The 16,580-nt window shown below is 40.2% G+C and carries 17 protein-coding genes; 10 read left to right on the top strand and 7 right to left on the bottom strand.

Annotation, left to right across the window (positions count from 1 at the left end):
* The first annotated feature begins 21 nt into the window (after positions 1–21).
* The 9 genes from FNN08_RS10490 to FNN08_RS10530 all read left to right on the top strand — a co-directional run bounded on the left by FNN08_RS10490 (position 22) and on the right by FNN08_RS10530 (position 9,427).
* Entirely contained in the window at positions 22–954 is a 933-nt protein-coding gene (locus FNN08_RS10490; protein WP_143585525.1) for a hypothetical protein, read from the top strand.
* Positions 955–1,134: 180 nt separating this feature from the next.
* Entirely contained in the window at positions 1,135–1,911 is a 777-nt protein-coding gene (locus tag FNN08_RS10495) for an Asp/Glu racemase (RefSeq protein ID WP_143585527.1), read from the top strand.
* An 84-nt stretch (positions 1,912–1,995) separates the two neighbouring features.
* The gene (locus FNN08_RS10500; RefSeq protein WP_143585529.1) at positions 1,996–2,964 is read left to right on the top strand and encodes a hypothetical protein; all 969 of its coding nucleotides are present in this window, start codon (positions 1,996–1,998) and stop codon (positions 2,962–2,964) included.
* A gap of 132 nt (positions 2,965–3,096) precedes the next feature.
* Positions 3,097–4,296 carry a CaiB/BaiF CoA transferase family protein gene (locus tag FNN08_RS10505; RefSeq protein ID WP_143585531.1) on the top strand — a complete coding sequence of 400 codons (1,200 nt, stop codon included), beginning with the start codon at positions 3,097–3,099 and terminating at the stop codon, positions 4,294–4,296.
* 32 nt (positions 4,297–4,328) lie between these two features.
* Positions 4,329–5,252 carry a hydroxymethylglutaryl-CoA lyase gene (locus FNN08_RS10510; RefSeq protein WP_143585533.1) on the top strand — a complete coding sequence of 308 codons (924 nt, stop codon included), beginning with the start codon at positions 4,329–4,331 and terminating at the stop codon, positions 5,250–5,252.
* An 8-nt stretch (positions 5,253–5,260) separates the two neighbouring features.
* Complete coding sequence (gene leuC, locus FNN08_RS10515; RefSeq protein WP_143585535.1) at positions 5,261–6,679, top strand: 3-isopropylmalate dehydratase large subunit; 1,419 nt, start codon at positions 5,261–5,263, stop codon at positions 6,677–6,679.
* Entirely contained in the window at positions 6,679–7,323 is a 645-nt protein-coding gene (gene leuD, locus FNN08_RS10520) for a 3-isopropylmalate dehydratase small subunit (protein WP_143585537.1), read from the top strand. The genes leuC and leuD overlap by 1 nt, the downstream gene beginning before the upstream one ends.
* 58 nt (positions 7,324–7,381) lie before the next feature.
* Positions 7,382–8,590 carry an MFS transporter gene (locus tag FNN08_RS10525; protein ID WP_143585539.1) on the top strand — a complete coding sequence of 403 codons (1,209 nt, stop codon included), beginning with the start codon at positions 7,382–7,384 and terminating at the stop codon, positions 8,588–8,590.
* Between the two features lie 12 nt (positions 8,591–8,602).
* Positions 8,603–9,427: an SDR family NAD(P)-dependent oxidoreductase gene (locus FNN08_RS10530; RefSeq protein ID WP_143585541.1), complete on the top strand. Its 825-nt coding sequence runs from the start codon at positions 8,603–8,605 to the stop codon at positions 9,425–9,427.
* 21 nt (positions 9,428–9,448) lie between these two features.
* On the opposite strand, the gene FNN08_RS10535 is transcribed toward FNN08_RS10530, so the two are convergent.
* A complete protein-coding gene (locus FNN08_RS10535) occupies positions 9,449–10,315 on the bottom strand; it encodes an oxaloacetate decarboxylase (protein ID WP_143585543.1) in 867 nt (288 codons plus the stop codon).
* A gap of 18 nt (positions 10,316–10,333) precedes the next feature.
* Positions 10,334–11,110 carry an arylmalonate decarboxylase gene (locus FNN08_RS10540; protein WP_143585545.1) on the bottom strand — a complete coding sequence of 259 codons (777 nt, stop codon included), beginning with the start codon at positions 11,108–11,110 and terminating at the stop codon, positions 10,334–10,336.
* 105 nt (positions 11,111–11,215) lie between these two features.
* Here FNN08_RS10540 and FNN08_RS10545 point away from each other — a divergent pair, with 105 nt between their 5' ends.
* Positions 11,216–11,926 carry an SDR family NAD(P)-dependent oxidoreductase gene (locus tag FNN08_RS10545; protein ID WP_143585547.1) on the top strand — a complete coding sequence of 237 codons (711 nt, stop codon included), beginning with the start codon at positions 11,216–11,218 and terminating at the stop codon, positions 11,924–11,926.
* Between the two features lie 86 nt (positions 11,927–12,012).
* Here FNN08_RS10545 and FNN08_RS10550 read toward each other — a convergent pair whose 3' ends face one another.
* From FNN08_RS10550 to FNN08_RS10570, 5 genes are read right to left on the bottom strand one after another with little or no spacing between them, the layout of a single operon-like run.
* Positions 12,013–12,759: an alpha/beta hydrolase gene (locus tag FNN08_RS10550; protein WP_143585549.1), complete on the bottom strand. Its 747-nt coding sequence runs from the start codon at positions 12,757–12,759 to the stop codon at positions 12,013–12,015.
* Entirely contained in the window at positions 12,734–13,576 is an 843-nt protein-coding gene (locus tag FNN08_RS10555; RefSeq protein WP_185962631.1) for a hypothetical protein, read from the bottom strand. Before FNN08_RS10555 ends, FNN08_RS10550 begins: the two co-directional genes overlap by 26 nt.
* A 1-nt stretch (position 13,577) precedes the next feature.
* Positions 13,578–14,900: an MFS transporter gene (locus tag FNN08_RS10560; RefSeq protein ID WP_143585553.1), complete on the bottom strand. Its 1,323-nt coding sequence runs from the start codon at positions 14,898–14,900 to the stop codon at positions 13,578–13,580.
* A 34-nt stretch (positions 14,901–14,934) separates the two neighbouring features.
* Positions 14,935–15,765, bottom strand: coding sequence for a hypothetical protein (locus FNN08_RS10565; RefSeq protein WP_143585555.1), 831 nt, complete (start codon positions 15,763–15,765; stop codon positions 14,935–14,937).
* 12 nt (positions 15,766–15,777) lie between these two features.
* Complete coding sequence (locus FNN08_RS10570) at positions 15,778–16,575, bottom strand: SDR family oxidoreductase (protein WP_143585557.1); 798 nt, start codon at positions 16,573–16,575, stop codon at positions 15,778–15,780.
* Between the last annotated feature and the right edge of the window lie 5 nt (positions 16,576–16,580).

Raw genomic sequence — 16,580 nt, forward strand, 5'->3', positions numbered from 1 at the left:
AATTTTTTCTAGGAGATATTTGTGACTACTGATGTTATTTCCCCAACTTCTCGGTTTGCCAGTATTCGTTCGAATACAGTATTTATGGCTTTACTGGTATATTTTTTCGTAACTTTACAAAAGCCAATTAGCCATATGTTTGTGGTTACTTTTATTTATGTGATCCCTGATTCAGCAACCTGGAAGTATTTAGTATCAATAGCTATTGGATGTATCGGCGTGGTGTTAATTTATAAAGGTCTTAAAAAAGATGAGGTGAAAGGTTCATTACTTGGTTTCTTTGGGGCCATGCTTATTTGGGATTCTTGGTTTGAAATGGGAGTTCATTTTTTTGAAAAAGCCAATGACATTCCTATGGTTAAAGATGCAGAGGGCACGCCTGTTCTATTGGGTTCACATGTTATTTTAGAAATGACATCAATATTTTTAATATTCATGCTTATTACCACTATGTTCCAAAAAGATATGCGTTGTCGTATGTTACTTTGGATCCGCAAAACATTAGGTCTTCGTGAAGGTTTAGGTAAGCCAACAGCTGGTATAAAGCCGCAAACATCACGTATTGCAGCCAGTGAATACTTATTTGTTAACTGGTTTATGTATTGTTTAATGATTTTTACATTAGATCCTCGCATTGCTGGTACTCATCATATGTTTACCTATGTACTTTCAGCTGCAATATTGGTTTGGTCCCTTTATTTGTTATACAAGCATAGTAAGCAAACCGAAGTAGGCTTAATGATCCGTTATGCGATCGGTGCTGGTGGTGTTGCTTGGTATAACTTTGAAATTACGACGCTTTGGGGTTGGTATAACGAGTTTTGGGTACGTCCAGATCTTTACCCAATCTCTTGTTCAATAGTATTACTGTTGTTTATCGGTATTTTTACTTTCCTATGGAAAACACCGATTAACCCAGAAACTGGAAAATCATTAAAGCTACCTCGTAGTTAAATTTTTTTAAAGGCTGGTTATCCAGCCTTTATTCTTTTAGAAGCCTTAATAATGCTGTTTGTCATTGTGTATAAATGCCAAACATAGTTTATTAGAAACATATTTATTTAATGCCAGTTCTCTTAATTAAGTGGTCTACTTTTTCATGAGGATTGGTATAAGTTGTCGAAGGAATTTAATATGGACAATTATCAAATTGCACGCCGTGCACAAATCGGTGTCATTATCCCATCTACCAATACAGGTGTTGAATACGACTTACAAAAGTTTGGCTTAGATGGTGTAACTTGGCATCCATCGCGTTTTTTCATTGAGTTGCGCAATTGGGCGGATGAAATGGAAAAAACAGGCGAGCATGAAAATGATGTTTTCGAACGTTTTTTAGAGATTATGCGTGGTGAGATCCCAGGTTCAATTAGGAACGTTTTAAGCGCAAAAGTGAATCACATTATGCTTGGTATGTCAGCTGAAACCTTCTGGGGTGGCTTAGACGGTAACATTGCTTTCGAACAAGAAATCAAAGACCAAATAGGTGATATAGGTTTAACTACAGGTGCTGGAGCAATGAAAGATGCGCTAAATAAATTTGGTGCTAAAAAAATCTCAGTGATAACGCCTTACCCTGAGGTCGGTGATGAAAACGTTATTCGCTTCTTTACTGATATCGGCTTTGAAGTGCACAAAGTAAAAGGCTTAAACCGTCCATCGGCAACGGCTATTGCGGAAACAAGTATTCAAGAAGTTGTCGCTGCAATTGAAGAAGTTAACGATGATAGCGTTGATGCGATTATTCAATGTGGTACTAACCTTTCTACGGTCGACTTGTTCCCAACTTACGAGCATATTCTTGGTAAGCCACTTATTCCAATCAATATTGCCACTGTTTGGCATGCGCTTAGAGCATGTGGAATAAACGATAAAATTACTGGTAAAGGTCGATTGCTGGAAGAGTTTTAGCCTATATAAAGAGTAATGCGCAAATTAATCCGTTATCGTAATTTTTTCGTATAACGGATTAATAAAAACTAAAAAGGTCGTGCTATGCCAAGAACAATTAATCTACTCATATTATGCTGCGCAGTTATTATGGGCTTTATTTGGCTAGTAGGTCCTTATAGTGCACACTTAGAACTCCTTCCGGACAAAGGTCCAACTTGGTATTACTGGCAACTACCCGACCCAACTTGGCTAACAAGGCTTACTGCATGGGGCGGATTCATTTTACACCAAGCATTCTTTTGGTGGCTTATCTACACAGCAAAAAGCAAGGTTAAAGCTGGCGAACTTAGCTACACCAACAAGTTGCATAAATACAATTATATTGCATTAGGCGGAAACCTTTTCTTTGTGTTGTTACACGTACTGCAAACGAAACTTTTTTATGATGGCTTAGCCCAAGAGATGCACGTATTTAGTGGCCAGTTTGCCGTTATTATTATGCTTTCTTTGGTACTTGTTCTTGAAAACCAGCGTCGCGGTTTAATATTTGGCAAGAAGTTGAGTTTTTTAAATAGCGTGCGCTATTTAGTTAAAGAATATCACGGTTATTATTTTTCATGGGCCATTGTATTTACTTTTTGGTTTCATCCTATCGAGATAAACGCCGGACACTTACTTGGCGTGTTTTATACACTTCTTATTTTGGTACAAGGAAGCTTAATCTTTACTCGTTACCATCAGCAAAGATATTGGACCGTATTACTAGAAACCTTTGTGCTGATCCACGGTGCTGTTGTGGCTTATATTTCGGTATATCATGACATCTGGCCAATGTTTGCTTTTGGCTTTTTAACCTTGTTTATGGTGACCCAAATTTATGGCTTGGGCTTAAGTAAACGTACACTTTATATTTGCAACGCGGCGTTTGTTGCCTTGGTGATATTTTTCTATCGTGATGACTACGCTCAAGTGGCTGAAATTGTCCGCATCCCAATTATTTTACTGTTAGTTGCCCTTGTTCTTGGTGCATTGCTTTTGCCAATTGCGAAAAGGCAAACAAAAGGCGAATAAGTTGTTTTAACAGCAAGCACATTATTGCATTGTCCAAACCTTACTGGCATACTTTGTTATATTGATATAACAAAGAGTTTAATTTAGTTTGACTATCTCTCTTTGTTTTAAGAACTAGTGTTTGGAGATGTAATGAGTAAACCATTAGCAGGATTAAAAATAATCGATCTAACCCATATGTTATCTGGCCCTTATGGCGCGATGATACTTTCCGATATGGGTGCGGATACTATTAAAGTAGAGCCAATTAAAGGTGAAGGTACACGTAAGCTGCTAGCTACAGATCCTAAAAACTCTCTTGATGGTTTTGGTGCTTACTACATTACTCTTAATCGTAATAAACGCTCAGTTGCTATCGATTTAAAAACGGATGAAGGTAAAGAGTTGTTTTATCAACTTACCGCTGAAGTCGATGTGGTTATTAACAACTTTGGTCCTGGTGTGCCTAAGCGTTTAGGCATAGATTACGACACACTAGTAAAACATAACCCTCGCATCATCACCTGTTCAATCACTGGTTTTGGTGAAGACGGCCCTGGCCATAAGCGTCCAGCATTTGACCAAGTAGCGCAAGCGTTTGGTGGCGGCATGTCAATTACTGGTACCGATCCAAATACACCAATTCGTGCGGGTATTCCTATTGGCGATCTTGGTGGTGGTATGTTTAGTGTTATGGGAATTTTAGGCGCCGTTGTTGAACGCTTTAGCTCTGGCAAGGGACAACACGTTGATATCTCAATGCTTGATTGTCAGGTTTCTATGCTTAACTATATGGCGACAATGCACTTACTTTCTGGTGAAGATCCATACCCAATTGGTAACGGCCACTTTGTCCACGTACCTTACAACAGTTACCCAACTCAAGATGGTCATATTATCCTAGCGGTAATTACCGATAACTTCTGGCAGAACCTTAAACCAGTGGTTAACGTGGAAGCATTTAATGATCCTAAATATGATGGCCAACCGGGGCGTTTTGCCGATAAAGCATTTATCGATAATACCCTAACCGAACTATTTAAAACCAATACTAATAAGTTCTGGTTAGATCAGCTTGAAGCGGCTCGTATTCCATGTGCGCCAGTGAATAAATTTAGTGATGTATTAAACGATTCACAAGTACTGCATCGCAACATGGTAGTAGATATTCATCATCCAGATGGTAAGTCGACTAAAGCGCCGGGTAACCCAATAAAAATGTCGCGTTCGCACGAAGATACTTTCTCAGCGGCACCACATATTGGTCAGCATACAGAAGAAGTATTAACTGACTTACTTGATTTATCGGCTGAGCAAATCGAGAAGCTACGTAATTCTGGCATAGTTAAATAATAACTTTGGCGAAAATTGATTGGTAAATAATAATGACAAACTTTGTAACGATCACTGATGTTGGACCAAGAGATGGTTTGCAGAATCAAGCAACTATTCTTAGCCCGAGTCAACGTACCGATATTATTAAAGGCTTAGCTGCTGCAGGTGTTAGCCATATAGAGGTTGGTAGCTTTGTATCGCCAAAAGCTGTTCCTGCAATGGCAGGTGCCAGCGATATTTATCAGCAGCTAGCTGCTGATACGCAAAGTAAAGCTCAGTACCAATCACTGATCCCTAATGCCAAAGGTTATGAGCTTGCTAAACAAGCAGGCGCTAAGTCAGTAATGATGGTGGTTTGTGCGACTGAAACCATGAATCAAAAAAATGTGCGCATGTCGATTGATGATGGTTTAACTCAAACCAAGGCTATGATTGCGCAAGGCATAGAAGATAATATTAACGTTATTTGTTGTATTGCTGTTGCTTGGCAGTGTCCGTTTGAAGGTAAAACGGATGCTAAGCAAGTGATTAAAATGGCCACTGAATTAAGCGAAGCAGGTGCGCAAGATATTATTATTGCCGACACTATAGGCGCGGCCACACCAGCAGCTGTAGCTGATTTAATGGGGCAATTAGCTGCGGTAGTGCCAGTTGAAAAACTTGCTTGTCATTTTCATGATACCAGAGCGATGGGCGTTGCTAACGTCTACGCGGCATTAACTGTTGGTATTCGCAAATTTGATGCTTCACTTGGTGGCTTAGGCGGTTGTCCATTTGCACCAGGGGCAACTGGCAATGTAGCAACAGAAGATGTTGTGATGATGTTGCATCAAATGGGTTACGAAACGGGTATTGATTTAGAAAAATTAATGCAAGTGAGTGAACTAGCTGGTGATATGCTAAACCAACAAATTGGTGGCCGTGCACATGTATGGCGTAAACTGCAGTTAGAAAAAAACCAGCCGTTAGTCTAGGTATAACTATGGCTACAGCGAAAACACTTTATGATAAGTTATGGGATATGCACTGTGTTGATATAGATGATGAAGGTAATGCCTTAATCTATATTGACCGACACATTATTCACGAAATCACCTCACCACAGGCCTTTGATGGCTTAGCACAACATCAACGAGATGTTTGGCGTATCGATACAATTTTAGCAACACCAGATCATCAGGTCCCAACCGATGATAGGCAACTAGGGTTAGCCGGCTTTGCTGACCCTATTGCCAAACTTCAAGTTGAGACTCTGGCAAAAAACTGCGCAGATCATGGCATTAAAGAATTTTCACTGAACGACCACCGTCAAGGGGTTGTGCACGTTGTTGGTCCAGAGCAGGGGGCAACATTACCTGGGATGACAGTAGTATGTGGTGATTCCCATACATCAACACACGGCGCCTTTGCTGCACTAGCCCAAGGCATTGGCACCTCAGAAGTGGAGCATGTATTAGCTACTCAGTGTTTAGCTCAGCAAAAATGCAAAAACATGCGTGTTACCATCAATGGTGACCTACCTTTTGGCGTTACTGCTAAAGATTTAATTTTATATGTGATTGGTAAATTAGGTACCGCAGGTGGCACAGGATACGCGATTGAATATGCAGGCAGCACGATTGAATCGTTGTCAATGGAAGGGCGGCTAACGGTTTGTAATATGACCATTGAAGCCGGCGCTCGTTCGGGAATTATTGCGTTTGATAGTGTTACCGAAAACTATTTAAAAGATAAGCCATTTGCTCCAAAAGGCGAACAATGGCAACAAGCATTAAATTTATGGCGCACATTGGTGAGCGATGAAGATGCCCAATTTGATCAAGAGTTAGTGCTTAACGCACAAGATATTTGTCCACAAGTTACTTGGGGCACCAAGCCAGATCAAGTAGTTGCGGTTACCGAGGTTGTGCCAAAATTGTCTGCGCTAAACGATGCAGCAAAAGTTGCAGAATGGCAACAAGCCCATGAGTATATGGGCGTTTCTAGTGGCACACCACTAACTCAATTAAAGTTAGATCAAATATTTATTGGCTCTTGTACCAATGGCCGTATTGAAGATATACGCGCTGTTGCAAAAGTGGTTAAAGGCAAAACGATTGCCAATACTATTAAGCGCGCCATGGTAGTGCCTGGCTCTGGCTTAGTTAAGCAACAAGCCGAAGATGAAGGTCTAGATAAGATTATTAGCGCTGCAGGCTTTGAATGGCGCTATGCCGGTTGTTCAATGTGTAATGCGATGAATCCAGATAAACTCGAACCATTAGAGCGCTGTGCATCAACATCTAATCGTAATTTTGAAAGTCGACAAGGCCAAGGTGGGCGTACCCATTTAGTGTCTCCAGCGATGGCCGCTGCGGCAGCAATTGCAGGGCATTTTGTTGATATAAGGGAGCTAACTTAATGCAAGCATTTACGACGCATACCGGTTTGGTTGCCCCTATGGATAGAACCAATGTAGATACCGATGCCATAATGCCAAAACAATACCTAAAGTGTATTAGCAAAACTGGCTATGGAGATTGGGCTTTTGATGGCTGGCGTTATTTGGATGCAGGTGAAGTCGATACCGATACCACTACTCGCACCAAGAACCCTAAGTTTGAATTGAATAAACCTCAGTATCAAAATGCTTCTATATTACTATCACGAGATAATTTTGGCTGTGGTTCAAGTCGCGAACATGCGGTTTGGGGTATACGTGATATGGGCTTTAAGGTCATTATTGCGACAAGTTTTGCCGATATATTTTTTAATAACTGCTTTAACAATGGCGTTTTGGCCATTGCTTTATCAGAAGATGAAATAGACTTACTGTTTAAGTTAAGCCAAAAGCATGACTTAACCATCAGCGTTGATTTAATTAATCAGCAACTACTGGTGAATGATCTGGTGATTAACTTTAGCGTTGATGCTATGCGTCGTCATAAACTACTTAATGGCTTAGATAATATCGCCTTAACACTAGCTAAAATTGACAAAATTAAGCAGTTTGAACAACGCCACAAACAGCAACATCCATACTTTTTTAACGCAATGGAAAATTAATCTTATTGATTTTCATTGCCTATATAAATTCACTTGTTAAAGTGACTCAGGAATTATAATGCGCTTTTTATTCTTTACCGTTTTTATAGATTTAATTGGCTTTGGTATGATAATTCCTATCTTACCTTTTATGGCGCCAAAGCTTGGTGCAACTAACTTTGATATTGCCTTAATTATTGTTATTTACTCGGTTTGTGCCGGTCTTGTCGGTACTTTATGGGGTAAACTCAGTGACAAAATAGGCCGTAAACCGGTGATTATTTTTTGTCTGCTAATTACTTGTATTTCATATATTTTAATGGCCAATGCTGAGTCATTAGCTATGGTCTATTTTGCTCGTATATTAGCGGGTAGTGTTGCCGGTATTTATGGCGTGGCTTCGGCTATGGTGGCTGATTTATCCACACCTGAAAACCGAGCTAAGTCTATGGGGCTAATAGGTGCTGCCTTTGGTTTAGGTATGGTAGTTGGGCCGTTTATGGGCGGCGTATTAGCTGGTGATGATATTAATTTCTTTGTGCCTTGTATGGTTGCTGCTGCTCTGTCAGCTTCGGCAAGTATTTTTGCTTTGTTCTTCTTGAAAGAATCACATACCAACGATAAGCGAGCTGCGGCAAAACAATGGCAAGAAGATAATGGCAAAACCAGTACTTATAAAATATTGGCGAAGAGCGGAAATCGTTGGTTAGTAAGCCAGTTTTTATTTCACTCAGTAGTTATTTCAATTGTGAGTTATTTATTCCCATTATGGATGGGCGCAATTTTAGATTGGGGGCCAAAAGAAATCGGTATTGTTTTTGGTATTCAAGGTTTAGCCATGGCGGCAATGCAAGCGAAAGTTGTTGGTATACTGACTAAACGTTTTGGTGAGATACAAGTGCTAACAGGTGCCATCGCCTTATTAAGCTGTGGATTTTTGCTAGCCACTTTATCAAGCACACAAGTATTAATGATTGCTAGTTTCTTTTTAACCATTACGGGCGCAAGTATGTGTACACCGGTAATGAACTCACTTATATCGCAGCGCACACAGTTAGAATATCGTGGCCGAATTATGGGCGCGGCAAGCGCTATGGGCGCTTGGGGACGAGTTGTCGGGCCTATTATCGCAGGTGCATTACTCAGTCTTGGTGGCTTTAGTATTGCCTGGGCTATTGGGGTGTTGGTTGGTTTACTTTACATCGCATGGCCGATAAATGAACTTAAAAATAACCACTTAACACCTGCAATCGCAAGTAATAGTGATAAGGCAGAGAGCGAACTCTAAGGCTAAAAAACTATGACTAGCTTGCAAGCAAATAATAAAACCGTTGTTATTACTGGCAGTGCCGGTGGCATAGGTGCTGGCATGGCAAGGGCGTTTTTTAAGCGTGGATTTAACGTTGTGCTTAGCGATTTAAATATCCAAGCATTAACGCAGTGTAAAATCAGTATTTGTGGTGATGCCAATCATCAACAAATCCATAGTATCACTTGTGATGTTACCAAGCCTGAGCAAGTTCAAGCCCTTTGGCAGCAAGCCATTGATAAGTTTGGCAAGATTGATTATTGGATTAATAACGCAGGTTTAGGCGCAACCAATAAAACCATTGCTGAATCTGACTTAACACAGCTACTAAGAATTAATGATGTAAATATTAATGGCGTTGTTATTGGCACTCATGTGGCTTTAAACCGCATGAAAGCTCAAGGTGGTGGCAGAATCTATAATACCGCAGGTATGGGCGAAAATGGCTTTACACGCGCAACAATGGTTAGCTACGGTACAACTAAGCGAGCTGTTGGATATTTCTCTAATGGTGTTGCTAAAGAGCAGCAAGATACTAATGTGGCTATTGGTTGGCTAAACCCTGGCATGGTAATTACCCCGATGGTAATTAATGACGCGAAAGCTATGGGCGAAAAGCGTTGGCGTGCTGAAGGTCGAGTTATGTTTAGATTGTTTGGCCAATCAGCAGAGAATTGCGGGGAAGAGCTAGTAAAGCGTATTGTTAGGGATAAAGGCAATGGCACGTTTATTAAGTTATTACCCACCTATAAAATGATCTGGGGATTTTGTTTTAACTGGTTTAAACAAGACAAATTGAAAAGCTATGGTATTTAAACCATAGCTTTAAGCAAATACTTACTTATATTGATCTGCCTCTGCCAACATTTGTTCTGCATTTAGTAGCGAATTAATTTGATTTAAATTCCATAACGGTTGTTGATAGCTACTTGTGTCACCGGTTTGTTGAATGTGGTTTAGCAAATCTTGTGCTTTTGGAATAAACCCATGTAATAGCGCGACAGGGTATAGGGCAAGTTTGTAATTTAAATCTTGCGTGTCGGCGCTGTTACTAACGGGACTATTACCACCTTCAACTAGGTTATGTACAAGCGGTATTTTATCACCAAACTCTTTACCAATAATCTGCATTTGTTCAATGGTTTTAGGTGCTTCAATAAATAATAAATCAGCACCTGCATCAACATATTGGCGAGCTCGCTCTAAAGCATCATCAAAGCCGTTTACACCTAATGCATCGGTACGAGCAATAAGCAATGTATCTTCGCTTGCTCTTGCGTCTACAAAGGCTTTAATTTTACCCACCATTTCCTTGGCAGGAACCACTTGCTTACCTTTCATATGACCACAACGCTTTGGCATTAACTGATCTTCCATTTGCATGGCAGTAGCGCCTGCACGTTCAAGCACTTTTACTGTTCTGATGGTATTTATCGCGTTACCAAAGCCAGTATCTATATCTACCAATAACGGCAGTTGACTGATTTCACGCATGGCACTTATGGTAGAAGCAACTTCGCTCATCGACACTAAGCCAATATCTGGTATACCGTAGCGAGAGAAGGCAATGCCGGCTCCCGATACAAAGGCAACATCAAAGTTAGCGTTTTCTACCAAGCGAGTTGATAAACCATCAAATACACCAGGGGCTTTAATAATCCCTGGTGCATTAAGTGCTTGTCGTAATCTCTGTTTGTGATCCATTACAGGCAGCCTTGATTATTACTCAGGAATAGCAATGTGTTCAGCTAACAAAGAACCGAAACCTTCAATGCGATCAGGAATACCATTTGAGCGAAGAGCATGCCAGAAGGTAAGGGCATTAATTGCTAATACCGGTTTGCCTAGCTCTTGCTCTAGTTGTGCAGCTAATTCAACAAAGTGTAAGTTGGTACCAGCTTGTAAAATTAAGTCGATGTCATCGCCATCTACTTGTTTAATTAATTGGCGAGTTTTGCCAAAGCTTTCGTAAGCAATATCAACTGGACCTGGTGAGTTATGACCTTCAATACGCACAACTTCATAGCCAATATCTGCTAAGAATTTAACCACCATGTTGTCACCAACAGGCATATATGGTGTTACTACACCAATTTTTTTAACTCCAGGGTAGCATTTAAGTGCATCCATAATTGCTTGTGCGCCGAAAGTGATTTCACAATTACCTAGCTCTTTAGCGATATTATTATATTTAGCAAATTCACGATCAGAACGTTCTTTACCATCCCAAAATGTTTCTGCTGAATAACCGAAAATAACGTGATCTGGACGACAAGTTAGTGCATCAACAAGGCCTTGTTCGGTTGCATTACCAATGGCTTCAACCATGCCAACAAACTCTTCTTCGTTGGTTACTTTAAAAGGAGGTATAACACAACCACGAGTTGCTAGTACAACGCCTTTAGGACACATCATATGGTATTCAGTTTCAACTGCTGTATTTGTACTTGGTACTAATAAAGCGAACTTTTTGCGGTAACCGTAATAATCGATAGACATAATTATTCCTTTTAAATTTTATTTGTTATAAAGTTATAACAATATAGTAATATGGTTGTAGCAATAAATAAACCCTTTTGATCAAATGTTTATAGTGAGATAAAAATGACAGCACAAAAAATTGCATTGGTAACCGGAGCTAATCGAGGTATAGGCCTAGCGATTAGTCAAAAATTAGCAGAGCAAGATATGCATGTAATAATGACGGCCCGCGATAAAAATCTATTGCAACAAGAATGCGATACATTAAAAAGTGCCGGTTACAGCGTTGAAGGGCATGTGTTAGATGTTACCGGCTATGAGCAAGCAAATGCATTAATTGCCCAATTAATTGCCAAACATCAGCGAATAGATGTGCTAATTAATAATGCTGGTATTGCTGTTGACCAATGGGTTCCGGGTAGCGATGTAAGCATGGATGTAGTGAAACAAACTATGGAAACTAATTGCTTTGCGAGCCTAAATTTAATTCAGCAAGTATTGCCCCATATGAAAACAACAGGTTATGGCCGTATTGTGAATATGTCTACAGAGTTAGCTAGTTTAGAAGGTATGCAAATGGGCATGACACTGGCTTATAGAGCATCAAAAGCCGCTTTGAATTGTATTACTAAAATATTTTCGATCGAACTGGCAGACTACGCCGATATTAAAATTAACGCTGCTGCGCCGGGCTGGGTAAAAACTAACTTAGGTGGTGATGATGCAGAATTAACACCAGAGCAGGGTGCTGATACACCTGTGTGGTTAGCAACTTTAGGCAGTGATGGCCCAAGTGGGGATTTTTATCGTGAGCGTAAGGTTTATCCTTGGTAAGAAACTAGGTCTTTTAAGTATTAGTATTTATAAACTAAAACAGGAACCTTAGGTTCCTGTTTTTATATCTGCTTAGCAATGTTTTACTATTGAATATTGTTGTTAATAAACAATAAGCTTTGCTCTAGTACTTGTTGCTGTTGCTCATCTCTTGTTATTAAACCTTGTTGCTGATTTAATTCATCTAGATAATGACCAAACTGCCAGTGATTACCATTACTAATAACTACGTAATCGGTCGTTGTCGCAAGTAAAGTTTTGTACTGGGCAATTTTAGCAGGTGTCGACTGTAAGTCTTTATCTGCGTAAATACTTAACACAGGTAAGTTAACCGCACTTATATCGCTACCTGGATAAGAAGCCCAAAGTAACATACCAGCAAGTTTATTGGCATTAGCTTTAATATATTCTGCTGCAGCAACACCACCAAGTGAATGACCTGCGATATACCAATGCTTGATGCGCGGGTTAGCCGCAATAACATCGTCCGCTTTGTTAATGCCTAAGAAAGCCGTTTTAAGAGGCATTGGCGTTATAGCGCTATACACTCCTTGTTTGGCAAATTCTTGCATTAGTGGTGCAAACGTTTCGGCAGAAGTTTTACCTCCTGGGTAAAATATTAAGCCAATACTTGTATCAGCAGCAGGGATAAATTCAATAAACTTACCCTGCTTAACTGTAACTAGGTTATTGCTTTGTAAGCTTGCCGTCGTAGTTTCTTGCTGATAAGCAAAGGGGATGCTCATCCAGATGGACACCCCAACAATGCTAAATATTATTACTCCGACAAGAGTAAGTAATATTTTTTTAATCATGGCTGTAAGCTGCGCCATTACGCTCTTCACCCGCTAAAATGCGAACTAGGCGATCTGCTGCTTCTTTACCAACCATACGTTCTGCAATAGGGTTAGCAGGATCTAAGTAAACAATAGATTTGCGTTGCTGGTAATCACGGTGACGACGCTCATCACAAGCTGCTTGGTCAGTATCAACTTTAGCGGCTTTTACTAGCTCAACCCAATGCTTAACTACAGCCCAAATTTTTTCTTTAGCGCAGTCTTGGAAGAAGTTTAACGGACCAACACCTGCTACAGCACAAGGGCTTAAACTAGCACGAATAAATGGCATTGCCGCATGGAAAGGCTTAACACCTTGTTCAAACAGCTCGCTTTGGTGAGCTAATGCAACTGGGTTTAAATCATCATAATATTTAACGCAGTGCTCTGGGTTAGTTACCAGTTCATATCTAGGCATTATATCGATGTAATAAAATGCTTCTGGTAATGTACCAAATGCCATACCTAAGTGAGGTACGTCTGTGCAGTCTTTCATCCAAAAAGTTAAATGAATATTAGTGAAAGTGTTTTTCGGTTGGCCAATATCTGAATGGATAACCCAATCTACAGGTGTGTCTTTTGCACCGGTGAAGTTGCGCATTCTACCTAAATGCTCACCATTTAAATCTGAGAACGATTCGATATCTTTACAACCAAAATCTTCTTCAAAATCTAGCTCGTTAGAAATATAAGTCCAGATGTCATCACGAAGCTGCAATACTTCATTATAAGTGGTACTTGTATCTTGTTTTAAGCCACTATCAACATGACGGGCAAACTCTTCGGTTATCATTGATTTTTTTTGTGCAGTCATACTACTCTCCTTGGGAAACTTGTTGTGTTGGTCGTTGCTCGGTTTGCTCTTGCTCGCTTGAGTTAACAAAACAACTCCATATAAATACGATAAAATTAAGTGCGCCAAAAACCACAAACGGTGTCGATGGTCCATAGTTGGCAAATAAAGCGCCACCACCAGCGGTCGCTACTAAAATTCCTACAGCGCCAGCAACACCGAAGAAGCCAATAACCGCGCCTCTTCTTTTTTGTGGTGCACTTTCGCCGACTAATGCTTGGCTTGAAACAAACGCGCTGATCTCAGCTATTCCCATCACGAGTAACAGCCCTAATACCCAAGGCTGTGTAGGGTCACTTACTAAGTACATCGCGCTATAAATGATTGCAGCTAAACCTGATGCCACACTTACTGCGCGAACACGAGTAACTTTGTCGCTGAAATAACCCATTACTACAGAGCCAATTAATGCACCCAGTACCACCATTAAAATGGCGGGAACAGCGAGTTCATTCATTGCTTGGCTAGGACTCATTTGCATATTTTTAGTACCAAACTGTACTAGCCATAAGCCCATAAAGGCACCAGTTACAGCAAGATCGCCACGTGAAATAAAGGCAGCACCATATGAAAGGGCTACTTTAGGATTTTTCGCTTCAATAGCCCCGAGTTTTAATTGTTTAGCTAGTGATTCTTTTCTTGCCTGAATCACCGTGCCGGCAACCTTAGATAAACCAAAAAATGCTACTACCGCGCCAACTACACCCATAGAACCAGCAATAGCAAATGTTGCTTGTTGAGCCGCCGCTTCGGTATAGCCAGAGTTGACAAATTGATTTGGTAGGGTTGCAAGAATTGGTGGTATAAATGCACCAAAGGTTGCAACAACTCCTTGTAAGCCGTTGGCTTTACCACGAGTTTCATTTTTTGAGTAATCGGCAATCACAGTAACCATCATGCCAACCATAGCGCCCGAGCCAAAAGCAACGATGACTCGATACGCGACTAACTCAGCAACTGATTCTGCAGTACCATAAAGTGCGAAGCCGATTGCAGTTGTTAGTAAGCCAAAGGTATAAACATAACGACGACCAATACGGTCAGCGTATACGCCATATATACCAAGCATGATAATGAATATGGTTTCTTGTAACGCACCAAGCATACCGGTTAGCTGTGCCTGATCTTGATAACCTATGCCTATTACTTGTAATAAACCAGGTTGCAGGATTGACATGGCACCGGCATAACCGGAAGAAATAAGCACAGCAATAAAATAGGCGAACAGGTGGCGTCGTTTAACGCCATCGACTAAATTTATGCCTAATATTGATGCTGAATTCATAATTAATTCTCGTTGCTTTAGTTAACGATTAAGGCTATTTACCCGTAACCTTTTTCATTTGTTCACTACCCATGCGCAATTGAATCATGTTTTGCACTTCTTCTTCGCCAAATACATTGGCAGCAAGTTTGTTCATTGGATCACGGCGGTAACCCATTTCACGGATAATGTGGTCATTTTTGCGTAACTCTTCACGTTCTGACTCAGGTACTGGCGTGGCGTTTTCTAACCAACCTAACCAACGGTCAACCATTTCGTGTAAGTACTTTTCAAAAATGTCGATGTTTTCATCGTTTAACTCACCCATTAAGCTTTGTGTTGCTGGGTTAATTAAAGCGCGCATGTAGTTGCCGTGACTTACCGACCAATGGAAGTTTTCATGGCTACGTAGTTTCATGTACCAATCGTTAACTTCATCACCGTAGTATTTGTCTAGGTAATCAACATCGGTTAATAAGTTTTTACGGGGGGTGTAATCGCAGTAACAGAACAAGTGCGGCACGGTACCAAATACAATAACTAAGTGCGGAACATCTGTTTCTTGGCCCAAAAATGCAGTGGTATTCATATCTAAAATACTGGCTTTACGATTACCAATCCAAGAATTTACTAACCATTCAACGCCATTACCGGTCCAAGCTTTATATGAACCTTCAAACTCACCATTTGGCGATGTGTAATATTCACGATCAAAGGTAGTTGGGTCTTGATCTAAATGAGGAAAACGCTTTGTGATTTTTTCCTTTAGCTCAGTTAATATTCCCCAACAACGTTCCCAATAGCGGCTAACATCTACGTTTGGATTCTCTGCTAAAAACTCATCTAAAGTTTTAGTTTCTTTATTTTTTGCGGTTGCTGTTGTCATAATTTTATTTTCCTATAAGCCGAATTCGGCAAATTTATCTTTAGGTTTTTTTACCATCGAGCTAATCATTCTTAAGGTGATTTTGCGCGGATTTAACCAAGCGATTTTATTACCACTTTTGTTAAATTTAAGGATGTTTTCTACTAAGTAAGGCGCTACGGTTTCTACTGTGTCGCAAAGAATGTTGGCGAACTTTTTACGTTTATTGAAATCATCTAAATCTTGTTTTGCTTCTCTTACCATACCTTCGGTAATAACCATGCCTGGGCGAATTTTGCCGATGATGATATTGTCATCTTTAAGCTCTTTCACTAGCGCATTAGTAAAGTAATCTAAGCCTCGTTTAGTGGTGCCATAAATACCCATTCCTTGGAAATACTCTCCATCGCTACCACCACCAAGCATATTGAATAATTTACCTGAGCCTTGCTCTTTCATACCTTGCGCCGCTACTCTGCAACAATTAATAGTGCCTAATATATTAGTGTTTACCATGTTGCTAATTTCATTATCAGGAATATCTAATATTGACCAAGTTGTGCGGGCAAGACCGGCATTGTTAATCCAAATATCAACCGCTCCTAAGTTCTGTTTAGCAAAATCCCATAAAGCCTGTACTTGTGCTTTATTGGTGGTGTCACAGGTAATGCCTGAGATTTTTTCTGCTAAGTCAGGATTGCTGTTTATGCAGCTGTCGATATCATCTTGGCTGCGACCGCTGATGCAAACGTTATGACCTTGCTTAGCAAACTCAATAGCTAAACCTTTGCCTATACCTTTGGTGCTACCTGTTATTACTACATTTGCCATAATAG

The organism is Thalassomonas sp. M1454, assembly GCF_007097525.1.
GTDB lineage: Bacteria > Pseudomonadota > Gammaproteobacteria > Enterobacterales > Alteromonadaceae > Thalassotalea_A.